The sequence below is a fragment of the Aquimarina sp. MAR_2010_214 genome, assembly GCF_002846555.1.
Taxonomy (GTDB): Bacteria; Bacteroidota; Bacteroidia; order Flavobacteriales; family Flavobacteriaceae; genus Aquimarina.
The window spans coordinates 2,793,576-2,805,773 of the sequence record NZ_PJMS01000001.1 but is presented as its reverse complement, the minus strand read 5'-3'; the positions used below and the strand labels follow the sequence as shown (position 1 = coordinate 2,805,773).

Genomic DNA, 12,198 nt, shown 5'->3' with positions numbered 1-12,198 from the left:
ATATTGAAATATACTTAATTTTACTATAGTGCTATTTTTCTAGTCATAATATTTTGCTCAACTATTATGAACACTAGTCATATGATTAAAATAATTTTTGCCTAATATTTTACTTCGAAAAAGAGAAGAATATGAATCCCTTTTTAACATTACGGAAAAAGTGTCGAATTTAATATCGATTTTTTTTAACTAACGTTAGTTATTTTATAAAAAACAAAGATTTTGATTAACAATACTTTACAAAACCTAAACAAAATATTCTTAAAGAATGTGGTATCAATTTTTATAAAACCATAAGATTTCCTATTCATTTTTTTGCCATAAACTAAAACTGCATTATATTACGTTAGCAAAGGAGATACAAATCATAGAACTATGAAAACGTTAAAATTAGTAGTGTTAACTTTCTTATCTATCGCCATATTTGGTTGTAAAGGAGAAAAGAAAAAAGAAAATGTCGAAACTACTACAAGTCAAGAAAAAGAAGAAGAGGAGAACACAAAGACTATTGAATTCGCTCTAGAGCCTAAAAGTGATAGTAAGGTTTCTGGTAAAGTTATTTTTATCGAATCTGAAGGTATGGTAAACATGATAGCAGAGTTAACAGGGCTTGATGAGGGAAAGCATGCCATCCATATTCACGAAAAGGCAGATTGTACATCAGCAGATGGTAAATCTACAGGAGGGCATTGGAACCCAACAATGGAGCCACATGGAAAATGGGGAGCTAAAGAAGGGTATCACAAAGGTGACATAGGGAACTTTAAAGCTGATGCAAGTGGTAATGGTAATATCACTTTTGCCACTAACGAATGGTGCATTGGTTGTGATGATAATAAAAAGAATATTGTAGGTAAAGCAATTATTGTACATCAAGGTGTAGATGATTTCACTTCTCAACCTTCTGGTGCTGCGGGTAGTAGAGTGAGTTGTGGTGGTATCATTCAATAAATCTATATACAACAAAAAGAGGCTGTTTTCATAACAGCCTCTTTTTGTTTTTTACAGAATGATGATTCATAATCTTTTCCTGTTAATATTCTTATTTCTCAACTATCGTTCTAAATGTTAGGTTAATTCTCGGAGTGTTTATCATTTTTGTAGGAGGTAAACGATGTAGCCAATTAGTTTGTGTTGTATCTTTCATTATCAACAAACTACCATTTTCTAAAATCAATGCTCTCTTATCTTTTGTTATTTTATGTTTAAACGCAAATTTTCGTTCTGCTCCAAAGCTCAATGATGCGATTGCTCCATTTTTTTTAAGATCTTTTTCTGCATCACTATGCCAAGCGATTCCTTCGTTACCATCATGGTATAAATTAAGTAAACAAGAATTGAATGTTTCGCCTGTTTTTTGTTCAATAAGTTCTTTTAATTCTAACAATTCTGATATCCAGGGCAATGCCAATTTTGTAGTATTTGAATATGTATATTCAAATGATTTTTCTGCATACCAGGCTACTTTACGTTTGGTTACAATTCGCTTACCAAAAATGATAGCCTCATCATTTTTCCATTCTATATTTTCTAGTAAACGATTAAAATAATGATTGGCTTGCTGTGATGACATCAATTTTCCATAATAATTTACGATACCATCATGGGGCAATATATTTTCCTTATGATCTACGATATGGCTAAACAAATCCATTTTTCCATTTTTTATATTCACTTTTCATACAATGTCCACAAGGCCTGTATCCTTGGTCTTTTGCTTCATTTTCTGACAAAAAAAATATTCGATTTTCTCTCTTCATTCTCTTTCCAGAGCGGCATTTCAAAATTCCATAAATTTTGAGTTTTCGGTTACCTCCAAAACAAATTTCTTTTTTCCTGATTTTTTTTCTTAAGCTCCTACCCCCTATTTCCTTATGTCGTATCATTTCCTAGCTAAGAGTTATTCATATTTTCTTTTGAATTTATAAAACTCTGATAATTATCGGATTCTCAAAACCCATTTCTTGCGCTCCTATTGATGTCAATATACATGTTTTATGGTAATCCTATAGACCTTTGTTTTAATATCTTTTGATATCACTTATATGACTTATTTTATGGCTGCTATAGCATATTAGAAGTTTCATTTTTATTAAAATATTTTAATAACTTTTCAAAATAGCATTTCATCAAAATAAAATTAACTTTGCAACAAATCATTAATCAATGAATCCTTCAACTTCGGGTTGGATAGAAAAATTTTTGCGAGATCTAGATGGCGATCCCAATTTGCCTCAATGGTCATTTGATGAACTATATCTTGATTTAAGACGAGTAGGTTTTATCTATGGTACTTCTATAGATACTATTATAGTTAATGATTCGGATATTGTTTATTCTGAAGAAGAAAAGACAAAGATCAATTTGTTCGCTGCACTAGTCATTACCTATTATGATACTATAGAAAATGCTGATAAAAATGATTGCGTTGATGCACTTATACAGTTCTATAATTTTTTAGACACCAAAAAATCTATTTTTTCATTAGGTAACATACTTCCTGGAAATAAAAATGAAAAGTTAGAAAAAATTATACATGCTCGCATACAAACAAATGAATCTGTTTTTAAGAAAAACTTCAGTCATCTATTAACCAATGCATTATTATTTATCGATGTGTTGGCTTTTGAGTATTTTCTTATACATGATAAGAATCCTTTTGAATATGCCGCCAAATTGGAGGAAACTCTAATAAATACTGTTTTTCTTGCTTTAAACTCTAAAAAGGAGCAGGATGAATATGACATGCTTTTAGTTAAGTTATTCTCATCATCTGTGCGATACACTAATATTTCTACAGAAGAAGAGGCTAGTTTTGATTATATAGAATTAGATCCTTATACAGACGAAATTGAAAAAAAATACATTCTGGATCTTACCAGTCTGGCTGTTTGGAATGATAAAGAAGTAGATAAAGAAGAACAGAGTTTTATGTTAGCCCTGGGTACAGAGCTTGAACTATCTAATGAATTAATAGTAGAATCAATTGATTTAGTTCAATCCTTTATTAATCAACATAAAGAAGATATTTCGTTTTTTAACTATTCGAATCCTGCATTACATTTTTACCAACAAACCTCTCGAACAGTTAGTGTATTAATATTAAGAAATAAAAAAAGGTTAATTAAAGAAATCTCTGAAAGTAAAGACTTAATGATTTTATTAGGGCAATCCACTATGCGGGATTTATCTAAGGAAGAAAAACAACAAGTAAAAAAACAATTGCTAGATATTTGTAAAACGATACCTTCGCTGGCTATTTTTATTCTTCCTGGCGGAAGTCTACTATTACCATTACTGGTTAAGTTTATTCCGCAATTATTACCCTCTGCATTTAATGAGAATAAATAATTATATCTCAAGTTTTTCAAGTTCTTTATAATTCCTCTTCAATCTACGAGTAAAAATCCCATATATGATTCTGTAGAATAATAAAATCATCCCTATAAAAAATAAGGTAACAAACAAGGTAACTCCGACAATTAACCATATAGGTGGTTGGTTTTCTATAGGCTGGTTCTGAAATTCTTCGGTAAACAAAAGAATATAACTCATTGAAGCAACCATCGCAAATGCAAAAAAACTAATATTTACTCCAATATATTGTTTTACGGTTCTTCGAGTTTTAAGAATATTTTCCATCAATACCTTAGCTGAATCGGTAGCTTCTATTTTTTTATAATTCAAATAAAAACGTGTAATAAAGTATAATAAGATAGCATAAGAAATAATTGACGCTATTAAAGAGAATGATCCCATATCTACCTTTTCAGCCTTCGCATACATTCCATTTAGTCTAAATATAACATCTAGAGAAGCCCATAATAGAAATTCTAAAACGCTAATGATAAAAATCCATCTTACAATAGAAGACGATTTTTTTAAAATCATCTGATATATTTCTTTATATGATAACTTGGGAAGCACATCTTCTTGCTTCTTCCAGTCTTTCTTTAATAGTTCTAATTCATCCATGGGCTAAGGATTTAATATTTTTTTCAACTTCGTTTTTACTCTATTCATCTTCACTCGGGCATTTACTTCACTAATCCCCATCGTATTAGCTATTTCTTTATATGATTTATCTTCAAGATATAAGAAAACCAGAGCTTTTTCAATATCATTTAATTGTTTTACTGCTGCATACATTAATTTAAGTTGTTGCTCCACCTCATCGTCATATTCTTCAGCTTTTATTTTAAAATTCATGGTATCAAGATCAGCAGTCTTAATACTTCTTTTGGATCTTCTGTATAACGTAATTGCAGTATTTAATGCTACTCTATACATCCAGGTGCTAAACTTTGCATCTCCTCTAAACTTGGGATACGCTTTCCAAAGCTGAATCGTTATTTCCTGAAACAAATCATTATGTGAATCAGAGTCACTGGTGTATATCCTACAGACCTTGTGCACAATATTTTGATTTTGCTCAAGATTGGTTACAAAACTATGTTCTAATTCTTTATTCACTTTGATCGGTTACTTCTTATATGTAGTCAAGAAAACGTTTATGTTACAAATAAAAATAAAAGTATGATAATTTTAGTCATAAATCCAAGTATTCTGTAGGGTATATAATTTTATCACTTTATCTTTGTAGAACAACATATATCTTATGAATATTCCACATACCAATTTACCCAGATTAGTCGTAATTGGCGGGGGTTTTGCCGGAGTTGCATTAGCGAGAAAAATGGTTAAAGAAGATGTTCAACTGATCCTATTAGACCGACATAATTACCACACTTTTCAACCACTTCTTTATCAAGTATCTACATCATCATTAGAGCCGGATTCTATAGCATATCCACTTCGTAAGATTGTTAAGAGAGGTAAAAATACTTTTTTTAGGATGGCAGAAGTAACTGCCATAGATCCAGATATTCAGAACATACATACCAATATCGGTAGCATCTCATATGACTACCTTGTTATTGCTACAGGTGCACGAACCAATTTCTTTGGTAATACTACTATAGAAAATAATGCGATGCGAATGAAAAATTTACCGCAAGCACTAAATCTACGTAGTTTAATGCTCGAAAACCTGGAGCAAGCAGTGATTACTACAGATCCAGAAGAAAGGAAAGAACTTCTGCGTTTTGTCCTTGCAGGTGCTGGACCAACAGGAGTTGAACTAGCAGGAGGAATTGCAGAATTAAAATTAAATGTACTCCCCAGAGATTATCCAGATATGAATTTTGATGATATGGAAATTCATCTGATAGAAGGTGCACCTCGTGTGCTCCCTCCCATGAGTGAACATGCATCAGAAAAAGCTGCAAAATTCTTGAAAAAATTAGGAGTACATATTCATACCAATACCCAGGTACAACATTATGAAAATAATATTGTAAGTACTAATACGGATTTATCCCTTAGAACCGCCACCTTTATATGGTCTGCTGGTGTAACAGGGGCGCCCGTATCAGGAATACAATCAGAATCTCTAATCCCAAGAGCTAATCGTTATAAAGTAAACGAATTTAATCAGGTCGATGGGTACGAAAATATTTTTGCTATAGGCGATATTTCTGTAATGGAAACTAAAAAATATCCCAAGGGACATCCAATGGTAGCACAACCGGCAATACAACAAGGAAGTCATCTTGCCAAAAACTTAAAACGCTACCTTAGAGGTAAAGATATGATCCCTTTTAAATATTTTGACAAAGGGTCTATGGCTACGATTGGTCGCAATAAAGCCGTAGTTGATATCGGAAAATTTAAATTCGGAGGCTTCTTTGCCTGGTTTATATGGATGTTTATTCATCTATGGTTCCTGGTAGGTTTTAGAAATCGATTTGTAACTTTCTTCAACTGGGTATACAATTACATAAATTATGATAAAGCAGCAAGATTAATAGTAAGGCCGTTTAAGAATAAAGAAGATACTATAGAACGAGTGTAACCTGAGATAAAAACTCTTTTTTTATGCATTTTGATTCAAATTCTAAGTTTTTATATTCTTTTCATTGATAAATAGTATTTTCTACAGATAACTCCCTCTCTCTTTTGGTTTCGAACTCATAAGTAATCATCACTTTATATCCCGTGCCAATATTAAGGCCTATGTGGTATTATTAAATAGTACTTAAGAATACATTTTGAATCCTACTACAACTAGTATAACGTTTTGGTAAATGAGATAGATTTATATCTTCTGGTTTTTCTATACTCTTGTACAACTTCACACAATCAACAGATAGCAAATCAACTAGTAGTACATTTCTTACTTTTACCTGAACAGGAAAAATTATTCTTCTTTATATACAAGGAAACCATAACATAAATACTTTTTAAAAAAAGAGTTATATTAAATAAACCTTACGTAGTATCTTATAAATGATAATATTAACTTTTATTTTTTACGATATTACCATAACACAAATTCTTAAAACCTAACAATTATGAAAACTAAAATTTTAGCAATCCTATTTGGATTACTCACAATGCATTTATCTTATGGCCAAAATCCATTTTCGAAGACTGGCATAAAAAAAGGAAGTATTCGAGTAAAATTCGACAAAAACCAACAAAACACCCTTGAAAAGCACGCCAAATCAATAATGCAAATACGTGCAGATAATCCCAAGTTTGATGGTGTCATTCCTACAGGTATCACTCGCTTTGATGCCATATGTAAAAAATCTGGAGCTATTAAGATGAAGCGGGTCTTCCGTCATGGGGGGAAACATGAAGCCAAACATCAAGAATATGGCTTACATCTATGGTATGAAGTAGAATTTAATACTAATATTGATTTAAAGGTCTTAATGCAGAAATTCTCTGCGCTATCTGAGATTAGTACTACTTCGTATATCCGTAGAGCTTCTCTATTAGATAAACCTAATGTAAACAAAAAAGAGATTAACAATAAAACGTTTACTCCAAATGATCCCAAATATAGTGATCAGTGGCATTATAATAATACGGGGCAAAATGGGGGTACTCCAGGAGCAGATATAAACCTACCAGATGCATGGGACTTAGTAACAGGTAACTCAAATGTAGTTGTTGCAATCACTGACCTAGGAATTGATTACAATCATGAAGATCTAAAAAATAATATGTGGACCAATGATGATGAAATTCCTGGTAACAATATTGATGATGATAATAATGGCTATGTAGATGATTATTATGGGTATAATTTCAATCAGGACAAGGGTGAGATCTCTCCTGGTGAACACGGTACTCATGTAGCTGGTACTGTTGCAGCAGAAACCAATAATGGCATAGGTGTGTCTGGTATAGCTGGAGGCACTGGAAAAGGAGATGGTGTAAGACTAATGTCATGCCAGATATTAGTATCAAATTCAGGAGAAGTTGATGCAGATGCATTTATATATGCTGCAGATAATGGAGCTGTTATTTCCCAGAATAGTTGGGGTTTTAATTCTTCTAATTTTCCTGCAGAATTTAAAGATGCAATTGATTATTTTACTGATAAAGCTGGAGGTAATGGTACGGCTATGCAAGGTGGACTGGTTATCTTTGCTTCGGGTAATGATAATAAAGATGGGGATTATTACCCTGGTAAGTACGAGCGTTGTATGGCAGTTTCTGCACTTGATAAAGACAACAAGAAAGCTTCTTATTCTAATTTTGGTAGCTGGGTAGATCTTTCTGCTCCTGGTTCAGATGTATTAAGTACTATGCTTAATAATAAATATGGAACCATGTCAGGTACTTCAATGGCTTGTCCTCATGTTTCGGGAGTAGCTGCCCTAGTACTATCTCGAGCTTATGGTATACTTACCAATGAAGAACTAAGAGAATTATTAACACTGGCAACTGATCCATTAGATGAATCTGGTTTAGGTACAGGAGCTATAAACGCTCTAAAAGCGGTTTCAACAGCCTCAAATGAACCGCCCCCAGCACCACAAAATTTAAAGACCTCAGTGGTAGAACCAGCAAGAATCACATTGGTTTGGGACAAAGTAAATACAGCTGTATATTACAATCTACAAATAAGAAAAATAAATGGGAACTGGATAACTTATGAAAAGCTATTAAGTAATACGATAACTGTAAAAACAGATGCGACTACTCAATATGAGATACGTATAAAAGCCGAAAATTTTGCTGGAGAGAGTGAATATACTACCCCTATCAAGGCTACTACTCCAGATTGGCCAGCTTTGTCAAGTACACCAAAAAATATCACAGCACCTGTCTTACGTTTTAACTTCATCAAATTTACTTGGGATCATGTATATGGATCTAAAGAATATGATGTGCAGTTCAGAGAAAATGGAAAAGACTGGAACACAACTACTGGTATTGAAGATAATGAATTTGAAACAGAAGCTTCTCAATTAACTAATTATGAGTTTAGAGTAAAAGCCAAAAACCCTATAAGTGACACAGCATATAGTGCTATTATTTCTGTTATGACACCTGATATTCCATATTGTGACCCTTCAGGTGGTAATACAGCTTTTAGTCACACCAAATTAGTACAACTAGAAAGTATAAATAATACTTCTGGTAGTGATGGGGGCTATGGAGATTATACTCATCTTTCTACCGATCTTCAAAAAGGAAATACCTATACTATTAACGTAGCTACAGGCGGTACATTTGGTTTTAGCAAGAATAGATTCAGAGCATGGATAGATTTTAATCAGGATGGTGTATTTGCAGATGACGAAATCATTCTTGAAGGAATAACTAACGGTAGCAGTCCTTTATCGCAAACTTTTAGCGTACCTACAAATGTAAAAAACGGAATTGCTGGATTAAGAGTATCTCATATATATGGTGGTTTTAAATACCCAGATTCTTGTGCCCCTCCTTTCTTTGGAGAAGTAGAAGATTATAAGGTACATATTAAAGGTAATGGTGTTTTACTTGTAGATAATGAAAATACACAAATTCCTACAGATAATGGTGATGATCTTCTTAGTGTTGTTAATTTTCCAAACCCTGCTCATAATATGTTCAAAGCAGAAATTAATATTCCAGAAAAAGGAAGTTATACCATTAAGCTAATCAATAATATGGGTAACGTAATAACCAAAAATCAAATAAATACTGATAAAGGTATACTTCTAAAAGAATTCGATACTAGCAATTTACCGCAAGGCTTATATCACTTGATCATTACTGATAGTAAAAATAAAAGTATTATAAAACAAGTAATGGTATTCTAAAGACAGTATCATTGTAGTACTTGTATTAAAAAAACATCAAAAACATAAGGGCTGTTAGTAGTAAACAGCCCTTATTCTTTCTATACATTCAACTAATTTCTTTGTCCTTTTATTACAAAATTGTGTCACTATCAAATTTATATCATAAGGAATTAGTCTACCATGAATACTTATAATAGCAATTATAAGAGAGTAGTTCAATCATTATTGGAAATAGAAAAACTACTCACACTAAAGATTCATAAAGAAAAGTGTTTTCTCATAAAACAGTTAGTCCTTAAAATTCTACAGTTCGGTAAAATTCAATTTCAGTTTTTGTATAGATAGGCCATTTTTGAACTCGCAATCAAAAAACTATTATATACATGAAACTAGCACTAACCTTTGTCTTTATCACAATTTTATTCTCCACAAACGCTCAAACCACTATTACAGGAAACGTGACCGATGCATCAGGAATCCCAATCGAAGGAGCAAATGTCTATCTCGACGGAACTTATGATGGAGGATCCACCGACAAAAACGGGTCTTTTTCTTTCTCTTCTTCAGAAACAGGGCCTCAAACCTTACTAGTTTCTTTTCTTTCTTTTGAGACATATACGATATTAACCGATGTCTCTACAATGAGCAATTTAAAAATTGTACTAAGAGAAGATGTAAATTCTTTAGGCAGTGTCGTTCTTAATGCCGGAACATTTTCTGCTGGAGATAACAGCAAGGCTTCTGTACTCTCTCCTTTAGACATTGTTACTACAGCAGGTGCTGCTGGAGATTACATTGGTGCTTTCCAGACCCTACCAGGAACTTCTACTGTTGCCGAAGACGGTAGGCTTTTTGTACGCGGTGGAGATGCCAATGAAACTAATATCTATATCGATGGTCTAAGGGTTTTTCAGCCCTTTGCTGCAACTACAAATAATATCCCAACCCGTGGGAGGTTTTCGCCTTTTCTTTTTAAGGGCACTAACTTTTCTACAGGAGGTTATTCTGCAGAATATGGTGATGCACTATCAAGTGTTTTATTGTTAAATACTATCGATGAACCCGATCAGGAAAAAACAGACTTATCTTTTATTAGTGTTGGACTTGGTATAGGAAATACACAAAAGTGGAAAAACAACTCACTTAGTATTAATGCTTTTTACCTAAACCTAAAACCATATCAGGAAATCATATCACAACGGGTAGATTGGAAAAAACCGTACGAATCGTTATCAGGAGAAACGGTATACCGCCATACATTCAAAAAAGGACTTTTAAAAGTATACGGAGGTTTAAACTACTCCGAATTTGATCTTGTTCAAGAAGATATCAATACACCCGAAGGAGTTAATTTTGGACTTAAAAACAGAAATTTATATCTCAATACTTCATATAAAGGAAGTTTGAGTAATGATTGGACTATTGCAACTGGTACTAGTTTTGCAAATGATCATAACGATATTAAAATTGTAAATACCAACGTCGATAACAATGAGAACAGTTTTCATTTTAAACTAAAATTGAGAAAGAGGTTTAGCAATCGTTTTAAATTAAATTTTGGCGCAGAACAATATCTAGCTATGTTTTCAGAAAATGTTTCTGTTCCTAATTCTAATGTTTTTAAAAGTTCATTTGATAATAATAGTACTGCAGTTTTTACCGAAGCTAATGTGTTTTTCAGTAAAAAACTCGCAATGCAAATAGGAGTTCGCGGAGTTCATAATACGGTGTTAGAATATACCAAGGTCTCACCCAGAGCTTCTTTAGCATATAAAACATCATCAAAGTCTCAGGTATCATTAGCCTATGGGGATTTTTACCAAGCACCACAACAAGATGTTTTAAAATATAATGAAACTCTGGAACCCGAAAAATCATCGCATTATATTTTTAATTACCTATATCAAAATAATCGAAGGACTTTTAGAGCCGAAGCTTATTACAAATCGTATGAAGAACTCGTTAAATTTGATACAGATCGCCCGGAGTTTACTAGTTTGTATACTAATAATGGAAGTGGTTATGCTGCTGGACTAGATATCTTCTGGCGAGATAACAAATCTATCAAGAATCTCGAGTATTGGGCCAGTTATTCTTATCTCGATACTAAAAGAGATTACAAAAATTATCCAAATAAAGCGACTCCAAATTTTGCAGCAAAACACAACCTGTCTCTGGTTACTAAATATTGGATCGAAGATTGGAAATCATTAATGAGTGCCACCTATAATTTTGCTTCTGGCAGACCTTATAATGATCCCAATCAATCTGTGTTTCAAAATGAAAAGACAAAAACTTATAATTCAATCAACTTTAGTTGGGCATATCTTATCAGCCAACAAAAAATCCTATACTTCTCGGTTTCTAATGTACTAGGGTTTGATAATGTTTTTAACTATCAATATGCAAATACTCCCAATGTCGATGGAAATTTCTCCAGACGAGCTATAAGACCTAATGCAGATCGCTTTTTTATTGTTGGTTTTTTCTGGACCATCAGTGATAATAAAACCGATAATCAATTAGATAATCTATAAGATTAAAAAACAAATCATTAATAAACCCTTAATACTTTACCTCTGTATTCTCTATTGAGCAAAACTTTAAACCTATTGTTTTTTATTTAAAAGCTTTATCTCAATTAGTTATACCTGTTTCTATTTTTTTCAATGCTTTTGCCCTAGTATTTTAGTATTTTTTTAGCATTGTTTTTTATTTTTTATAATAGATTTGCTTGTTAATGAAACACAGTTGCATTAAATACAATGTGGTCTATATTTTTCTTATCCTTTTTCTTTCGATGAAGATAGGAGATTTTCATATGCTTTTCCACACATGTGACAAGGATAAAATAGTACATTGTACCATTTGCGAACATGCCATTATTCATGATTTAACTCCCTTCATTACACCAGATACGCAGGGTTTCACATTTGAAAACACAGAATTTGTTGTTCAACGAGAGATGGTCAAACACTATGATTTCTTTAGTTGTGGCACTATTCGTCCTGACCAGCTTTTTTCCCGCCCCCCTCCTTCTTTACTATAAAAT

Annotated in this window: 10 protein-coding genes; 6 read left to right on the top strand and 4 right to left on the bottom strand. The window is 32.6% G+C overall.

Translation table 11 applies throughout. The features are described from left to right. The first annotated feature begins 375 nt into the window (after positions 1-375). The gene (locus ATE84_RS11875; RefSeq protein ID WP_101448162.1) at positions 376-951 is read left to right on the top strand and encodes a superoxide dismutase family protein; all 576 of its coding nucleotides are present in this window, start codon (positions 376-378) and stop codon (positions 949-951) included. Positions 952-1,042: 91 nt separating this feature from the next. Here the strand turns inward: ATE84_RS11875 and ATE84_RS11870 are convergent, their stop codons facing one another. Together ATE84_RS11870 and ATE84_RS11865 are read right to left on the bottom strand one after the other, a co-directional pair. Further along, positions 1,043-1,654, bottom strand: coding sequence for an alpha-ketoglutarate-dependent dioxygenase AlkB (locus ATE84_RS11870; RefSeq protein WP_101448161.1), 612 nt, complete (start codon positions 1,652-1,654; stop codon positions 1,043-1,045). Next, positions 1,641-1,886, bottom strand: coding sequence for an Ada metal-binding domain-containing protein (locus tag ATE84_RS11865; RefSeq protein ID WP_101448160.1), 246 nt, complete (start codon positions 1,884-1,886; stop codon positions 1,641-1,643). Before ATE84_RS11865 ends, ATE84_RS11870 begins: the two co-directional genes overlap by 14 nt. Positions 1,887-2,166: 280 nt before the next feature. On the opposite strand from ATE84_RS11865, the gene ATE84_RS11860 reads away from it, so the two are divergent. After that, on the top strand, positions 2,167-3,351 hold the full coding sequence (locus tag ATE84_RS11860; protein ID WP_101448159.1) for an LETM1-related biofilm-associated protein: 1,185 nt from the start codon (positions 2,167-2,169) through the stop codon (positions 3,349-3,351). On the opposite strand, the gene ATE84_RS11855 is transcribed toward ATE84_RS11860, so the two are convergent. Both ATE84_RS11855 and ATE84_RS11850 read right to left on the bottom strand, forming a co-directional pair. Then, the gene (locus ATE84_RS11855) at positions 3,352-3,975 is read right to left on the bottom strand and encodes a hypothetical protein (RefSeq protein ID WP_101448158.1); all 624 of its coding nucleotides are present in this window, start codon (positions 3,973-3,975) and stop codon (positions 3,352-3,354) included. It lies immediately after the preceding gene. Positions 3,976-3,978: 3 nt separating this feature from the next. Then, entirely contained in the window at positions 3,979-4,473 is a 495-nt protein-coding gene (locus ATE84_RS11850) for an RNA polymerase sigma factor (protein WP_101448157.1), read from the bottom strand. A 145-nt stretch (positions 4,474-4,618) separates the two neighbouring features. Here ATE84_RS11850 and ATE84_RS11845 point away from each other — a divergent pair, with 145 nt between their 5' ends. The 4 genes from ATE84_RS11845 (at position 4,619) to ATE84_RS25855 (ending at position 12,195) form a co-directional block, all read left to right on the top strand. Then, positions 4,619-5,914 (top strand): NAD(P)/FAD-dependent oxidoreductase, encoded by a 1,296-nt coding sequence (locus ATE84_RS11845; RefSeq protein ID WP_101448156.1) that lies wholly within the window; start codon positions 4,619-4,621, stop codon positions 5,912-5,914. Positions 5,915-6,413: 499 nt separating this feature from the next. Continuing rightward, positions 6,414-9,164 carry a S8 family serine peptidase gene (locus tag ATE84_RS11840; protein WP_101448155.1) on the top strand — a complete coding sequence of 917 codons (2,751 nt, stop codon included), beginning with the start codon at positions 6,414-6,416 and terminating at the stop codon, positions 9,162-9,164. A 365-nt stretch (positions 9,165-9,529) separates the two neighbouring features. Continuing rightward, positions 9,530-11,683: a TonB-dependent receptor gene (locus ATE84_RS11835; RefSeq protein ID WP_101448154.1), complete on the top strand. Its 2,154-nt coding sequence runs from the start codon at positions 9,530-9,532 to the stop codon at positions 11,681-11,683. Positions 11,684-11,886: 203 nt separating this feature from the next. Next, positions 11,887-12,195: a hypothetical protein gene (locus ATE84_RS25855; RefSeq protein WP_143273615.1), complete on the top strand. Its 309-nt coding sequence runs from the start codon at positions 11,887-11,889 to the stop codon at positions 12,193-12,195. Positions 12,196-12,198 lie beyond the last annotated feature (3 nt).

Coding starts and splice junctions, on each gene's coding strand:
- ATE84_RS11875 (WP_101448162.1), top strand. CDS start 376: ATGAAAACGTTAAAATTAGTAGTGTTAACTTTCTTATCTATCGCCATA.
- ATE84_RS11870 (WP_101448161.1), bottom strand. CDS start 1,654: ATGGATTTGTTTAGCCATATCGTAGATCATAAGGAAAATATATTGCCC.
- ATE84_RS11865 (WP_101448160.1), bottom strand. CDS start 1,886: ATGATACGACATAAGGAAATAGGGGGTAGGAGCTTAAGAAAAAAAATC.
- ATE84_RS11860 (WP_101448159.1), top strand. CDS start 2,167: ATGAATCCTTCAACTTCGGGTTGGATAGAAAAATTTTTGCGAGATCTA.
- ATE84_RS11855 (WP_101448158.1), bottom strand. CDS start 3,975: ATGGATGAATTAGAACTATTAAAGAAAGACTGGAAGAAGCAAGAAGAT.
- ATE84_RS11845 (WP_101448156.1), top strand. CDS start 4,619: ATGAATATTCCACATACCAATTTACCCAGATTAGTCGTAATTGGCGGG.
- ATE84_RS11840 (WP_101448155.1), top strand. CDS start 6,414: ATGAAAACTAAAATTTTAGCAATCCTATTTGGATTACTCACAATGCAT.
- ATE84_RS11835 (WP_101448154.1), top strand. CDS start 9,530: ATGAAACTAGCACTAACCTTTGTCTTTATCACAATTTTATTCTCCACA.
- ATE84_RS25855 (WP_143273615.1), top strand. CDS start 11,887: ATGAAACACAGTTGCATTAAATACAATGTGGTCTATATTTTTCTTATC.